The following is a 14,224-nucleotide window of genomic DNA, read 5'->3' on the forward strand; positions in this document are numbered from 1 at the left end:
TCGGTGCTCGGCCGGTGGGTGGCCGGCGGGCGGTCAGGAGGTCCAGCCGGTCTCCATCAGGGCCTCGGCGGCGCCGTTGGCGGGTTGCGGAACGCCGGCCAGGTCCAGGCTGAACAGGGCGACCAGCAGCTGTTCGCCGCGCACGGTGGCCTGGTGCGAGTAGCCGGCCAGGGTGAACATGGCGGCGGCCATCTCCTCGGCGTGCAGGGTCTGCAGCCACAGGCACTCGACCGACTTCACGTCGGCCGGCTCGGTCCAGGTGTCCACCTGGGCGACCATCCGGCTGCCCAGCAGGGTGACCCCGTCGCGCTCCTGGGCCTCGGTCAGCTCCAGGTCGTCGAAGCCCAGCCACTCCAGGTAGCGGGCGGCGGTGAACACCGCGTCCTGCGAGGTGCGCACCGGATGCGGGCGGAACGGCGTGCGGTGGCGGAACGGGCGCGAGCGCCCGGCGGAGCCGCCGGGCGGTGCGGGCACCGGGGCGCTCATCGGGTGGGCCGGGTACGGGCGGGAGGCCTGCGGGCCGGGGGTGGCGAGCGGCCCGGCCGTCCCGCTGCCCAGCCGGGTGGCGCGGTCCACCGGAAGCCGGACGGTGGCGCCGCAGTTGCAGGTGAACTCGGGCTGCGGCCACTGGTCGGAGCGGCCGCAGTGCGGGCAGCGCATGCTCAGCCAGGAGTCCTCCCAGGAGCGGAACCGCACCTGCACCGGCACCCCGCCGCGCAGTAGCGGCACCTTCAGCGAGGCGCCGCACGGACACGGCAGCGACGGCGGCTCGTACAGGTGCTCGCGGCGGCAGGCGGGGCAGCGGATCGCCCGGGCGCCACCGCCTGTCCCCGGCCCTGGCCGCGCGGGGTCGTGTCCGGTGAAGTCGTCGGGCAGTCCGGCCATCGCGGGGCTCCGTCCGTCGGTGTCGGGTGGGTGGGACGGCTCCCATGCTCCCCGAAACGCCCGGTTCTGGGCGCGGAATGGGGCAATCCTCAGGGACGGATCAGGGAACGGTGCCCGGCGAGGGCGATGCCGACACCCTTCGCAGGGAGGATGCGCGGTCGGCGCACGGAGGATGCTCAGCGCGCGGACCAGCGTTCCAGGTCGGCGGGGGTGTCCAGGTCGTCCGGGACGGCCACGTCCGCGCACTCGACCAGGGCGAGCTCCCCGGCGTGGGCCCCCAACAGGGCGCGGGCCCCGGCGTCGCCGGAGGCGCCCGCGGCGGCCTCGGCGAAGTGCCGGGCGCCGATCAGCACCGGGTGCCCGCGACGCCCTTCGTAGGCCGCCGCGGCCAGTTCGGCGCCCGCCCGGTGCGCGGCCAGCAGCCGGGCCACCGCGGCCGGGGTGACGCCCGGGGTGTCCACCAGCATCACCAGCACCGCCGGGGCCCCGGGCGGCAGGGCGGCCAGCCCGGCCCGCAGCGAGGAGCCCATGCCCTGCGCCCAGTCCGGGTTGGCCACCAGCCGGCAGCCCGGCAGGTGCGCGGTGGCCCGTACCCGCTCGGCGTCCGCGCCGAGCACCACCGTCACGTCCGGGCAGCCGCCGGCCCGTACGGTGGCAACCGCGTGCTCCACCAGCGGCCGGCCCGCGTACCGGATCAGCGCCTTGGGCCGCCTGCCGAGCCGGCGACCGCCCCCGGCGGCGAGGACGAGGGCCGGGACGCCGGCTGCTGTGTTCTGCATGGGCCCAGCCTGCCCGGTGGGGGCGAGGTCGCGCAGCACCCCGTGGTTGTACGAATCCACAAGGCGAAGGCGCAGGTCGGCGGTGGTCCCCGGCGGTTCGGCCGCTGGCCCCGCGGGCCGCCCGCCCTCTGTACTGGGTCGATGAACACCGCACCGCACACCGAGCCGCGGCGCCCGCTGGTGGACCGCTTCGGCCGGGTCCACACCGACCTGCGGGTCTCGCTGACCGACCGCTGCAACCTGCGCTGCACGTACTGCATGCCGGCGGAGGGGCTGGACTGGCTCGCCCGGGACTCGGTGCTGGGGGACGACGAGGTGGTGCGGCTGGTGCGGATCGCCGTGGAGCGGCTGGGGGTGCGCTCGGTCCGGCTGACCGGCGGGGAGCCGCTGCTGCGTCGGGGGGTGGTGGGGCTGGTCGGTCGGCTGGCGGCCCTGGGAGTGGAGCTGTCGCTGACGACCAACGGGATCGGCCTGGCCCGGACGGCCGCCCAGCTGCGGGAGGCGGGGCTGCGGCGAGTGAACGTCAGCCTGGACACGCTGCGGCCCGAACGCTTCGCGGCGGTCACCCGACGGGACCGGATCGACGACGTGTTCGCGGGGCTGGCCGCCGCGAAGGCCGCCGGGCTGGACCCGGTGAAGATCAACGCCGTGCCGGTGCGCGGGGTGAACGAGGACGAGATCGTCCCGCTGGTCGAGTTCGCCGTCGGGCACGGCTACCGGATGCGCTTCATCGAGTCCATGCCGCTGGACGCCCAAGGCGCTTGGGAGCGCGACGCGATGGTGACGGCGGACGAGATCCTGGCCCGGCTCGGCGAGCGCTTCGACCTGGTGCCCGTCGGGCGGCACGGCAACGCCCCGGCGGAGGAGTGGCGGATCGCCGGGACGCAGGCGGTGGTCGGGGTGATCGCCTCCGTCACCCGCCCGTTCTGCGGCGGCTGCGACCGGGTCCGGCTGACCGCCGACGGGCAGCTGCGCAACTGCCTGTTCGCCACCGAGGAGTCCGACCTGCGGGCCCTGCTGCGCGACGGGGCGGACGACGACCGCATCGAGGCGGCCTGGCGGACCTCCATCGCCGGCAAGGGCCCCGGACACGCCGTCAACAGCGCCGGGTTCGTCCGGCCGGAGCGCCCGATGTCCGCCATCGGCGGCTGACCGCCGACGGCGCGCGAGCTTCGACGGTGCGCGAGCTCCGACGGTGCGCGGGCTTCGAAGGTGCGCGGGCTTCGACGGATTCCCCCCACGGGCGATCCCCCGGCCGGGCGTGCGACGGGTGCGATGTGCCCCGGGAGGGGGACGGGTGGTATTCGTGGGCGGTGGCCCCGATGACCCCCCGCCTCCCACGGCGCGCCCTGCCCGCGCTCGCCGCCCTCCTGCTCGCCCTGCCGGCCGGCTGCACAAGCCCGGGCGGTCGGCAGGCGACGGCCGCCCCGACGAGCCGCCCGCCGCTCGCCGAGCGGGTCGCCGCCGACACCTCCCCGGCCCTGAAGGGGTTCTACGACCAGCGGATCGACTGGACACCCTGCCCCGACCAGGGCGACGGCGACCAGGACGAGCCCGTCGTGCAGTGCGCCACCCTCAAGGTCCCGCTGGACTACGCCGACCCCGGCGGCCGCACCATCGAGGTCCCCCTCGCCAAGGTGCCCGCCGCCGACCCCGGTGAGCGGATCGGCTCCCTCCTGCTCAACCCCGGCGGGCCCGGAAACTCCGGCGTCAACACGGCCCGCTGGGGCTGGAAGGGCTTCGGCCCGCTGCACGACCACTACGACCTGGTCGGCTTCGACCCGCGCGGCGCCGGCGGCACCATCCCCGTGCACTGCCTGGATGACCGCACCCGTGAGGAGTGGATCGGCACCGACGACCCGTCCTACGACCACGGCCGGATCCTCGCCGACGCCTGCCAGGCCCGGCACGCCGATCTGCTCCCGTACGTCGGCACCCGCGACAGCGCCCGTGACATGGACGTGCTGCGCGGCGCCCTCGGCGAGCGCAGGCTCGACTTCCTCGGCCTCTCCTACGGCACCTACCTCGGCGCCCTCTACGCCGAGGAGTTCCCCGACCGCACCGGTCGGCTCGTCCTGGACGGCGCCGTCGAGCGCAGCACCGACCTGATCCACCTGAACGGCGAACAGGCCGTCGCCACGGAGGCCGAGTTCCGCGCCTTCGCCGCCGGCTGCGCCACCGGCGCCGACCCCTGCCCGCTCGGCAGCGACCCGGCCACCGCCCCGAACCGGCTCGCGGACTTCCTCGACGGCCTCAAGGCCCACCCGCTGCGCGGCTCCGACGGCCGTACCGTCACGGCCGCGCTCGGCTGGGCCGGCGTGCTCGACGTGCTGGGCGACGGCAGCCGCTCCTGGCAGCGGCTGCGCGGCGCCCTCGAACCGGCCGTCGCCCACGGCGACGCCGAGGAGCTACTCAAGCTCGCCGACGGCGCCAACGGCCGCATGGAGGACGGGCGTTACCAGACCGCGGCGGACGCCTTCGCGGCCATCCACTGCGCGGACGCCCCGATGGCGCCCACCGGGCGGGACCTGGACGCGGCCCTGGCCGACCTCACCGCCAAGGCCCCGCTGACCACCCGGCACGCCCCCGAGGCCACCCTGTTCCTCCCGGACTGCCGCCCCTGGCCGTACCGTTCGCCCGAGCAGCCGCACACCGTGACCGCGCCCGGCAGTGCCCCGATCCTGGTGATCGGCTCCACCGGCGACCCGGTCACCCCCTACCCGTGGGCGCAGCGGATGGCGGCCGGGCTGCCGAACGCCGTGCTGCTCACCCGGGACGGGGACGGGCACACCGCGTACGACAAGAGCGGGTGCGTGCGCGAGGCCGTCACCGCGTTCCTGGTGGACGGCCGGATGCCGGCGGCCGGGACGCGCTGCCCGTCCGACTGACGACTCGGCCGCGCGGACTCCGGCCGCACAGACGAGGAGGGGGCGTACCGCGCGAACGCGGTGCGCCCCCTCCGGGCGAGTCCGGGATCAGGACTTCGGGGCCGTCAGGTCGTAGAAGGTGGCGCCGCCGACCGTCTTGGCGGTGAAGTGGCTGGTCACCCAGGCCTCGATCTGGGCGGACTCGGTCTGCTGCCCGTTCTCGTCGCCCTGGCCGCCTTCGCCGCCCGCGCCGCCGAAGCCGCGGTGCGAGCCGCCGCCGATGAACCAGTGCACCTTGCCCTCCTGGACGTACTTCTGGAAGCCGGCCAGGCTGAGCGAGGGGTCCGTCCCGTTGAAGCCGCCGAGCGCCATCACCGGCTTGCCGGTGGCGAGTTGGTAGCTGGCGGCGTTCTGCGAACCGCTGGTGGCGGCCGCCCAGGTGTAGTGGTCGGCGTCCTGCGAGACCAGGGCCGCGGCTTCGTCGCTGACCTTGGTGCCGCCGAGCAGACCGCCCATGCCGCCGGCGAAGCCGCCGGGGCCGCCCATGCCCTCGGGGTCCTGGGCGCCGGGGAAGCCGGAGGCGCCGCCGCGCTCGTGGCGGCCGCCGGTGCCGCCGGAGCCGGTGCCCGAGCCGGTGCCGTTGCCGCCGTGGCCGCCCGGGAAACCGGGGAAGCCGCCGGCGCCGCCGGGGAAGCCGTTCTGGCCGTGCGAGCCCTGGCCGCCGGCGCCGCCGGGGAAGCCCTGGCCGCCGAAGCCCTGGCCGCCCTGCCCGAAGCCCTGGCCGCCCTGGCCCCCCTGGCCGAACGTCCGGCCGCCCGGGAAGCCCTTGCCGCCCTTGCGACCGAAGGAGCCCGGCCCGGAGGCGCCCTTCACCGAGGGCCCGGCGGTGATGATCGAGCCGTTGTGCGCGGTGTCCACGGTGTCCACCGCGTACGCCGCCGGACCGCCGAGCGCCGCCGCGAGACCCAGCAGGCCCGCCACCGAGGCGATCCGCGCGCCCGTCCGTCCGGAGGCCCGCCCGGCGAACTGCCCGGCCACCAGCGCGGCGGCCGCGGCCAGCCCGCCGGCCAGCACCGCCCAGCGCAGCCAGGGCAGGAAGTCGGAGCTGCGCCCGAGCAGGACGAAGGCCCACACCGCCGTCACCGCGAGCACGCCCGCCAGCAGCAGCGCGTACGGCAGCCGGTGCCGCGCCCGCCACAGCCCGTCCACGCCCATGCCGACCAGCGCCGCGACCGCCGGGGCGAGCGCCACCGTGTAGTACTGGTGGAAGATCCCGGACATGAAGCTGAAGATCAGCGCGGTGGAGATCAGCCAGCCGCCCCAGACCAGGAAGGCCGCGCGGGCGGTGTCGGGCCGGGCGTAGCGGCGGGTCGCCCAGAGGCCGACCACCAGCAGGATCAGCGCGGCCGGCATCAACCAGGCGATCTGCCCGCCGATGTCGCTGCCGAACAGCCGGGTGATGCCGGTCTGGCCCCAGCCGCGGTTGTGCGTCGCGCCGGCCGGCAGGTTTCCGGTGAGGGGGCGTCCGCCGCCGCCCACGCTGCCGCGCTCGTTGCCGTCGACCCGGCCCAGGCCGTTGTAGCCGAAGGTGAGCGACAGGAAGCTGTTGTCCTGCGAGCCGCCGACGTACGGGCGGGCCGAGGCGGGCAGCAGCTCGACGATCGCGACCCACCAGCCGCCGGAGACGACGACGGCCGCGCCCGCGAGCAGGGTCTGCCGCACCCGCCGCCAGAGGCCGGTGGGCGCCACGACCAGGTAGATCACCGCGAAGGCGGGCAGGATCAGGAAGGCCGCCAGCGTCTTGGTGAGGAAGGCGAGCCCGAACATCGCCCCGGTGAACAGCAGCCACCGGGTGCTCGCCGTCTCGATCGCCCGCACCAGCCCGTACGCGGACAGGGTGAGCAGCAGCACCAGCAGCGCGTCCGGGTTGTTGAAGCGGAACATCAGCGCCGCCACCGGGGTCAGCGCCAGCGCGGCGCCGGCCAGCAGGCCGCCGAGCGGGGAGAAGCGGCGGCGCACCGTCGCGTACAGCACGCCGACGGTGGCGGCGCCCATCAGCGCCTGCGGGGCGAGCAGCGACCACGAGGAGAAGCCGAAGATCCGGGCGGACAGCGCCATCGGCCACAGCGACGCCGGGGGCTTGTCGACGGTGATGAAGTTGGCGGCGTCGGAGGAGCCGAAGAAGAAGGCCTTCCAGCTCTGGCTGCCGGCCTGGACGGCGGCCGAGTAGAAGGCGTTGGCCCACCCGGAGGCGCTCAGACCCCACAGGTAGAGGACGGCGGTCGCGGCCAGCAGCGCCAGCAGGGCCGGGCGCACCCAGCGCGGGTCGTCCGCGCGGCCGCGCCAGGCGCGAGCCGGGAGGGTGCGCAGCCGCCCGGACCAGGAGGCGACGCCCTTGGGGCCGGCGGGCGGCAGGGGCTGCTCGGGGAAGAGCGGTGCCGGGTCTGACCGGACGGCGCCCGGCTGCGGCACCTCCGGCGGCGGGTAGTTCGCGGCCTCGGGCCACGGGTCGCCGGCCGGAGGGGAGTAGCTGCTCGTGGTCATGCGCCATACCGTGCGTGGCGCGGCTGAGAGAACTGTGAGACGAGGCTGTGAGACGCGTGTGATCTGCCCCGTTTCCACCCGGAAGGGGCCGGGTCTCAGACGGGCTTTACCTGGAGGGGCGTGGCTTCAGGCGGCCTTCACCGGGTCGTCACGCGGCGGGCGGCATGGTGATGTGCCTGCCCAGCCACTCCAGGGCCGGGGGGATCTCCCGGGTCCAGGTGTGGAAGTTGTGGCCGGCGGTGTCCAGGGTGATGGTCGACATCTTGGTCGGGGCCTTGAAGGCGCCGACCATGGCCTGGGTCTCCTCGTGGTTGTTCTCGTCGTTGGCGGTGGTCAGCAGCAGCGAGACGGGGGCGGGCGGCTGGTTCTTCAGCCGCCACAGCAGGTCGTTCTCCTGCTTCAGCTTGTCGCTGCCGCCGAACAGGTCGCCGGTGGTCGGGTCGTGCGCCGCGCTGTAGTAGCCGGAGAGCGCGACCGCGGCCGGGTAGGAGTCGGGCTTGCGCAGCGCGAACTTGAGCGCGCAGTAGCCGCCGGTGGAGTTGCCGATCACGGCCCGGTTGGCCGGGTCGGTGCCGATCCGGTAGGTGGTGGCGAGGGCCTTGGGCAGGTCGGTGGTGAAGAAGGTCTCCACCTGGGGGCCGTTCGGCACGTCGACGCACTCGGTGTCCCGGTCGCCGACCAGGGTCGGGCGGGTCATCACCAGGATGGTGGGCGGCAGCTTCTTCTGCTCGATCGCGTCGAGGGTGGAGGCCGGGTACTGCATCAGCGATATCAGCTTCTCCGCGGTGCCCGGGTAGCCGGTGAGCACCAGGGCCATCGGGAAGCGCTGCTTGGCGTAGTTCGGCTGGAAGTACTGCGGCGGCAGGTAGACGTACGCCTCGGTGGTCAGGCCGCTGCCGGCTCCTTTGACGGCGACCTTCTGGATCAGCCCGGAGCGATCGGGCTCCGAGCCCTGCGCCGAGTAGAAGCTCTGCTGACCGGTGACGGCCACGCCGGAGGCGTTCGGCGTGTGGTCGACCACGGTGCCGAGCTTGCCGCTGGTGCCGAGCAGGTCGGTCCAGGAGCTGTAGAAGCCGAAGTAGCTGTTGGCGATCAGGCCCATCGCGGCCAGCACCGTCACCTGGGTGGCCAGGAACGCGCCGATCCGGCCCAGCCAGGCCTTCCAGCCCTTGCCGCCGAACCGCGGCCAGAGCCACATGGTGGCGGCGAAGACGACGATCGCGATGACCGAGGTGATGATCTGGAGGGGGAGGCCGGTGAGACTAAGCACGAGCCCGATCGTAGTTGACCCCGATGGGCGGGCCGGGGCGGCCCCTTCGGGTGATCGTCGGAAGCCGGTTGACCGGGGTGGTTCGTGCTCGGCGCGATGTCGCCCGCATGGGCGGCGCTCACCAAGCTGACGGCGGGCGGCTACCGGACCGCCTTTACCGTTCCGCAGCTTCCCAAGCCGCAGACGCAGCCGCGGACCCTGGCGAACGGCACGTCGGTGGCCTCGGTGTACGTGGCCAAGGGGCAGCAGACCACCATCGAGGGGGTCGCCCTCCTTGCGGAGGACGGCAACGCCAACCCCGACATCGAGTGGGTGGACGAGAACTCCGCTGCGCAGCCGTAGCGTTCACCAGGTCGGTCCGTAACGGGCATACCGGGACGGGTTGTTGCCATTCGGTGGCACAGCCCGCCTCGGACAGTGGCGAGTTGTGCAAGAACGGTTGACCCATTGAAGTGGCCATGGCACTTTCGTGCGGCGCGGGCCTCGGCGACCAGCCGGGCACCCCGCGATCCCCCACAAGGAGAGCCATGTTCAAGAGACTTGTCGCGGTGGCCGGCACGAGTGCCGTCGTCGCGAGCGGGCTGGCCTTAGCCGCCGCCCCCGCGCACGCCCTCCAGGCGGCCGACCTGACGTCGACCATCGCCCTGGACGACTGCTCGGCCTCGCTGGTCCGCTTCCCCGCCTCGGTGGACGGCGACCGGGCGATGATGCTCACCAACGGGCACTGCCTGCCCACCATGCCCGCGGCCGGCGTGGTCATCCAGAACCAGAGCGCCGGCCGCAGCGGCACCCTGCTGGACGGCGCGGGCAACAGCCTGGGCACCGTCCAGGCCGACCAGGTGATCTACGCGACGATGACCGGTACCGACGTCGCGCTCTACCGCCTCACCGACACCTACGGGTCGATCCGCTCCAAGTACGGCGCCACCGCGCTGACCGTCAACGACGCGCACCCGACCGACGGCGCCGCGATGTACATCCCGTCCTCGTACTGGAAGCAGGTCTGGAACTGCTCCGTCAACGGGTTCGTGCCGACCCTGCGTGAGGACCAGTGGACCTGGCACGACTCGCTGCGCTACAGCTCCGGCTGCAACACCACGCACGGCACCTCCGGCTCGCCGATCATCGACTCCGCGAGCGGGCGGATCGTCGGCATCAACAACACCGGCAACGACGACGGCGCCATGTGCACCCTGAACAACCCCTGCGAGGTCGCCGCCGACGGCACCACCACGGCCACCAAGGGCCAGAGCTACGGCGAGGAGACCTACTGGTTCACCACCTGCCTGAACTCCAGCCGCGCCGTCGACCTCACCGTGCCCGGCTGCCTGCTCACCAAGCCGGGCGGCAGCGGTAGCGCCGTCTCGGTCGGCAGCCCCGGTGACCAGTCCACCGCGGTCGGCGGAGCGGTGAGCCTGCAGATCAACGCCTCCGGCGGCACCGCTCCGCTCTCGTACAGCGCGCGCGGCCTGCCCGCCGGGCTGTCGATCAACTCCGCCACCGGCCTGATCTCCGGCACCGTCTCCACCGCCGGCTCCTCCACCGTCACCGTCACGGTCACCGACGCGGCCGGCAAGACCGGGACCACCAGCTTCACCTGGGCGGTCACCGGTGGTGGCGGCGGTACCTGCACCCCGGCGCAGCTGCTGGGCAACCCGGGCTTCGAGACGGGCACGGCGGCGCCGTGGACGGCGAGCTCGGGCGTGGTCGACAACAGCTCCTCGCAGGCGGCGCACGGCGGTTCGTGGAAGGCGTGGCTGAACGGCTACGGCAGCACCCACACCGACACGGTGTCCCAGACGGTGACGATCCCGGCGGGCTGCAAGGCGACGCTGAGCTTCTGGCTGCACATCGACACCGCCGAGTCGGGCTCGACCGCGTACGACAAGCTGACCGTGTCGGTGAACGGCACCACGCTGAAGACCTACTCCAACGTGGACGCCGCGGCCGGCTACCAGCAGCGCACCTTCGACCTCGCCGCCTACGCGGGTCAGAGCGTCACCCTGAAGTTCACCGGCACCGAGGACTCCTCGCTGCAGACGAGCTTCGTGATCGACGACACCTCCGTCCAGACCAGCTGACCCCACGCTGACGTGAAGGGCCCGGCGGCTCCGGCCGCCGGGCCCTGTCGATTGCTCATGTTTCGCTCAACTTCCCTACACCGCAAGGGTCGATGGTTAGGCTGCCGACTGGGGTTCGGAACGCGGAGTACCTCGTCTTGAGCGTCGACGTGCGGTTGGTGGACGAGTTGACCATGGAGGTCCTCTACGACGCGGGCTCGAAGGTATCCAAGAGCCCGCTCGACTTCGGTGCGGACGTGCAAGGGTGGGTTGAGCCAGACGAGGTGAGCCTAGGGCTCCGGTGTGACAACCCGGAGAGCACGCGCATAGGCAGGCCGTACGTGCGAGTCGCGGTTGGCACGCACTTCAGCTGTCCGATGCCGGATAGAAGCCACCGGGCGATCCTCGACATCCTGCTGAAGGCCGCCAGGCCGTCGTGGCGGACTTCCCGTGCTCGAACCCGGTGCGGTTGCCGGACAGCGTCCCCGCGTCGGCGACGAACTTCCCGCCGCCAGGCCCCTGACCGGATCGCGCTCCCCTATGCTCATCGGATGATCGACCCGATAGAGCTGGTGATATTCGACTGCGACGGCGTCCTGGTGGACAGCGAGGTGATCGCCGTCCGCGTCCTGGTACGGCTGGGGGAGGAGTTCGGCTGGCCGCTGACCGAGGCCGAGGTGGTCGAGCGGTTCGTCGGGCGTTCGGAGGCGGCGAACCACGCGATGGTCGCCGAGCGGCTCGGGGAGGAGACCGCGACGCTGTTCGACAAGCGGTTCCGCGAGCTGCACGCCGAGGCCGTGGACGCCGGGCTGACGCCGGTGGACGGCCTGCCGGAGGCGCTGGACGCGATCACGCTGCCCACCTGCGTCGCCTCCAGCGGCACCCACGAGAAGATGCGCCACACCCTGGGCCGGACCGGCCTGTACGAGCGTTTCGCCGGGCGGATCTTCAGCGCCACCGAGGTCGGGCGCGGCAAGCCCGCGCCCGACCTCTTCCTGCACGCCGCCCGGAGCATGGGCGCCGACCCGGCCGCCTGCGTGGTGGTCGAGGACAGCGGGCCCGGCGTGGCGGCCGCCCGCGCCGCCGGGATGCGCGCGCTCGGCTACGCGGGCGGCGTCACGGCGGCGGAGCGGCTGGCCGGGCCGGGCACCGTCGTCTTCGAGGACATGCGCGAGCTGCCCGGGCTCATTGCTGCCTACCAGGGGTAGTTGCCGCCCTCAGGGTGGAAGAACCGGCCGGTCGGCCCGGTCAGGGCCTCGCCGAGCTGCCGGGCGATCCGGCGGCCGCCCTCCTCGACGCCGGACGGGCCGGAATGGTGGTTGAGGTCGGTCGCGCAGTGGCCCGGCTCCAGCGCGCTGACCTTGATGCCGTCGGCGCGCAGGGTACGGGCGTAGACCAGGGTGACGGCATTGAGCGCAGCCTTGGAGGAGTTGTAACCGAGCAGCGCCGCGTACTCCCCGGCCGGGGTGTCGGGGTCGGCGAGTACGGAGGAACTGCCGAGGCCGCTGGAGACGTTGCCGATCAGCGCGGCCGGGGACTTGCGCAGCAGCGGCAGCATGGCGTTGATGACGGCGACGACGCCGAACACGTTGGTCTCGTAGGTCTCGCGCAGGGCTTCGGCGGGCAGGTCCTCCGGGGTGGTGCCGAGGTCCCGGGTGATGCCCGCGTTGTTGACCAGGGTGTCCAGCCGGCCGTACTCGGCGGCGATCAGTTCGGCCGCGGCGGCGATGGTGGCCGGGTCGGTCACGTCCAGGCGGACGAAGCGGGCGTCCAGGCCCTGCGCGGTCAGCCCGGCGGCGGCCGCGGCGCCGCGCTCGGGGTCGCGGGCGCCGATCAGCACGGTGTGCCCGGCGCGGGCGAGTTCCCCGGCGGTGGCGAGGCCGATGCCCTTGTTGGCGCCGGTGATCAGGACGATGCGGTTGGTTGTCATGCCTCGACGTTCGCCCAGTGGCGCCGGGCTCGGGAGAGCACTGTCGAGGGTGGTATCGGCGGTCCCATGGTCGCCGCGCGGCGGCCGGGCCAGACTTGACGGCGTGGAACACGTGGACCGGGCGGAGCTGGCCGCCTTCCTGCGGCGCTGGCGCGCCCGCATCCAGCCCGCCGACGTCGGCCTGCCCTCCGGTGGGCGACGCCGCACCCCGGGCCTGCGCCGCCAGGAGGTCGCGCAGCTCGCGGGCATGTCGGTGGAGTACTACATCCGGCTCGAACAGGGCCGGGGGCCGCGCCCGTCCCGGCAGATGATCGGGGCGATCAGCCGAGCCCTGCGGCTGTCCGAGGACGAGACCGCCTACCTGCACCACCTGGTCGGCGAACCGCCGCTGCCCCCGTCCGTGCTGCCCCGGGACGTCCGGCCGGGCATCCTGCACCTGCTCGACCGGCTGGACGACACCCCGGCCATGGTCTGCAGCGCCGCCCGCGACATCCTCGCCTGGAACGCCATGGCGGCCGCGCTGCTCGGTGACTTCTCCGCCCTGCCGCCCGCGGAGCGCAACTTCGTCTGCCGCTTCTTCACCGACCCGGCCGCCCGCGCCCTCTACGAGCCCTGCGACCAGGACACGTTCGCCCGCCGCGCGGTCGCCGACCTGCGCTCCGCCGCCGCCCGCTACCCCGCCGACAGCGGGGTGCGCCGCCTGGTCGAGCGGCTGCACGCGGGCAGCGCCGAGTTCCGCGAACTGTGGGCCCGGCAGGACGTGGAGGTGCGCCGCTCCACCCGCAAGCGCATCCTCCACCCGGTGGTCGGCCCGCTCGACCTCGACTGCGAGGCGTTGCACGACCCGCACCGCGACCAGTGGACGATCTTCTACACCGCCGCGCCCGGCACGCCCTCGCACTCGGCGCTGCGGCTGCTCAAGGTGGTGGGCAGCCAGGACCTCGCGGTCAGGGGGTGATCCGGTCGGGGAGCGATCCGGTCAGAGCGAGTGGGCCGGTCCGGGAGCGAGTGGGCGTAGGGTGGCGACGGCGATGTCGAGGAAGTCCCGTACGGGGCCCGGGCCGTCGCCGTCCTCCGGGACCGCCAGGCAGGTCGCGACCGGCGGGAAGTCGGTGACGGGAAGGTAGACGAGGTCGGGGCGGGAGTAGGAGCCCGCGACGCTCAGCGGGACGAGTGCGATGCCCTGGCCGGAGGCGATGAGTTCGAACTTCTCGTCCAGTGTGTAGGTCCGCCGCGCCCGGGCGTCGAGGACCGGCTCACCGTCGAGCTCGGCCGAGGTGAGGCTGCTCCGTCCGGCCAGCGGATGCGCCACGGGCAGTCGGCGGGGGTGAGGAGGCGTTCCTCGGGGCCGAGGTTCCTGTAGTCGTTCGGGTCGAGGTCCGGGTGGCCGTCGATCGGGGCGTCCTCGGCGACGTTGAGCAGGTCGCCGCCGGGCGTGCGGTGGTCGAGGCGGAAGTCGGTGCGCTATTGGGAGTTGCTGCCCCAGCCCTGGGAGAGGTCGCGGGTGGGGCGGTGGGCGCGGGGGTGGGTCCAGTAGATCGGCCAGCGGTCGGCCACCCCGCGTTCCGCGTGCGCGGCGCCGGCCCGGACCCGTACTCCGGCGCGGCTGAACAGCCTGTTCGTCGCCGACGGCCTCCTCGAACTGGACGTGGAGGGCGAGGAGTTGACGGTCAGCCCCGGCGAGCTGTGTCAGGTGCCGGCAGGTGCGCGGCACGCGGTGCGGGCGGGCAGCCGGGGGACCTTGTTGATCGTCGAGGTGCCGGACTAGAAGCAACGCCGTGTAGACAGAGCCTTGGGCGGCAGCGGCAGCGGCAGCGGCAGCAGCTGACGGCCGGCCTGGCCGGCCAGGCCGACCACCACGTGCGACTTCGTGTCGCACCCCACAGCCC

12 protein-coding genes and 2 pseudogenes are annotated in these 14,224 nt (G+C 73.7%); 8 read left to right on the forward strand and 6 right to left on the reverse strand.

Annotation, left to right across the window (positions count from 1 at the left end; translation table 11 throughout):
- Positions 1–33: 33 nt before the first annotated feature.
- Both ACZ3UD_RS01620 and ACZ3UD_RS01625 read right to left on the reverse strand, forming a co-directional pair.
- The gene (locus ACZ3UD_RS01620) at positions 34–885 is read right to left on the reverse strand and encodes a hypothetical protein (protein WP_465581069.1); all 852 of its coding nucleotides are present in this window, start codon (positions 883–885) and stop codon (positions 34–36) included.
- 176 nt (positions 886–1,061) lie between these two features.
- Positions 1,062–1,664, reverse strand: a complete 603-nt coding sequence (locus ACZ3UD_RS01625) for a nucleotidyltransferase family protein (RefSeq protein WP_465581072.1) — start codon at positions 1,662–1,664, stop codon at positions 1,062–1,064.
- A gap of 141 nt (positions 1,665–1,805) precedes the next feature.
- Here ACZ3UD_RS01625 and moaA point away from each other — a divergent pair, with 141 nt between their 5' ends.
- Complete coding sequence (moaA, locus tag ACZ3UD_RS01630; protein WP_465581074.1) at positions 1,806–2,816, forward strand: GTP 3',8-cyclase MoaA; 1,011 nt, start codon at positions 1,806–1,808, stop codon at positions 2,814–2,816.
- Positions 2,817–2,986: 170 nt separating this feature from the next.
- The gene (locus tag ACZ3UD_RS01635; RefSeq protein WP_465581076.1) at positions 2,987–4,552 is read left to right on the forward strand and encodes an alpha/beta hydrolase; all 1,566 of its coding nucleotides are present in this window, start codon (positions 2,987–2,989) and stop codon (positions 4,550–4,552) included.
- A gap of 87 nt (positions 4,553–4,639) precedes the next feature.
- On the opposite strand, the gene ACZ3UD_RS01640 is transcribed toward ACZ3UD_RS01635, so the two are convergent.
- Positions 4,640–7,075, reverse strand: coding sequence for a glycosyltransferase family 39 protein (locus ACZ3UD_RS01640; RefSeq protein WP_465581079.1), 2,436 nt, complete (start codon positions 7,073–7,075; stop codon positions 4,640–4,642).
- Positions 7,076–7,223: 148 nt separating this feature from the next.
- A complete protein-coding gene (locus ACZ3UD_RS01645) occupies positions 7,224–8,345 on the reverse strand; it encodes an alpha/beta hydrolase (RefSeq protein ID WP_465581081.1) in 1,122 nt (373 codons plus the stop codon).
- A gap of 96 nt (positions 8,346–8,441) precedes the next feature.
- On the opposite strand from ACZ3UD_RS01645, the gene ACZ3UD_RS01650 reads away from it, so the two are divergent.
- The 4 genes and pseudogenes from ACZ3UD_RS01650 (at position 8,442) to ACZ3UD_RS01665 (ending at position 11,613) form a co-directional block, all read left to right on the forward strand.
- Positions 8,442–8,687 carry a hypothetical protein gene (locus ACZ3UD_RS01650; RefSeq protein ID WP_465581083.1) on the forward strand — a complete coding sequence of 82 codons (246 nt, stop codon included), beginning with the start codon at positions 8,442–8,444 and terminating at the stop codon, positions 8,685–8,687.
- A 185-nt stretch (positions 8,688–8,872) separates the two neighbouring features.
- Positions 8,873–9,490 (forward strand): annotated as a pseudogene (locus ACZ3UD_RS01655) (trypsin-like peptidase domain-containing protein); the annotation flags it as partial.
- 210 nt (positions 9,491–9,700) lie between these two features.
- Positions 9,701–10,426 (forward strand): annotated as a pseudogene (locus ACZ3UD_RS01660) (Ig domain-containing protein); the annotation flags it as partial.
- A 530-nt stretch (positions 10,427–10,956) separates the two neighbouring features.
- Positions 10,957–11,613 (forward strand): HAD family hydrolase, encoded by a 657-nt coding sequence (locus ACZ3UD_RS01665; RefSeq protein WP_465581085.1) that lies wholly within the window; start codon positions 10,957–10,959, stop codon positions 11,611–11,613.
- Here the strand turns inward: ACZ3UD_RS01665 and ACZ3UD_RS01670 are convergent.
- Positions 11,601–12,335 carry an SDR family NAD(P)-dependent oxidoreductase gene (locus ACZ3UD_RS01670; RefSeq protein WP_465581087.1) on the reverse strand — a complete coding sequence of 245 codons (735 nt, stop codon included), beginning with the start codon at positions 12,333–12,335 and terminating at the stop codon, positions 11,601–11,603. The two genes, ACZ3UD_RS01665 and ACZ3UD_RS01670, sit on opposite strands and share 13 nt — an antisense overlap.
- A gap of 103 nt (positions 12,336–12,438) precedes the next feature.
- Between ACZ3UD_RS01670 and ACZ3UD_RS01675 the strand changes: the two genes are divergently transcribed.
- Positions 12,439–13,293, forward strand: coding sequence for a helix-turn-helix transcriptional regulator (locus tag ACZ3UD_RS01675; RefSeq protein ID WP_465581089.1), 855 nt, complete (start codon positions 12,439–12,441; stop codon positions 13,291–13,293).
- Positions 13,294–13,314: 21 nt separating this feature from the next.
- On the opposite strand, the gene ACZ3UD_RS01680 is transcribed toward ACZ3UD_RS01675, so the two are convergent.
- Positions 13,315–13,647, reverse strand: coding sequence for a LysR family transcriptional regulator substrate-binding protein (locus ACZ3UD_RS01680; protein WP_465581091.1), 333 nt, complete (start codon positions 13,645–13,647; stop codon positions 13,315–13,317).
- A gap of 303 nt (positions 13,648–13,950) precedes the next feature.
- Here ACZ3UD_RS01680 and ACZ3UD_RS01685 point away from each other — a divergent pair, with 303 nt between their 5' ends.
- The gene (locus ACZ3UD_RS01685; RefSeq protein ID WP_465581380.1) at positions 13,951–14,103 is read left to right on the forward strand and encodes a cupin domain-containing protein; all 153 of its coding nucleotides are present in this window, start codon (positions 13,951–13,953) and stop codon (positions 14,101–14,103) included.
- The last annotated feature ends 121 nt before the right edge of the window (positions 14,104–14,224 follow it).

The organism is Kitasatospora sp. NPDC023118, assembly GCF_055560875.1.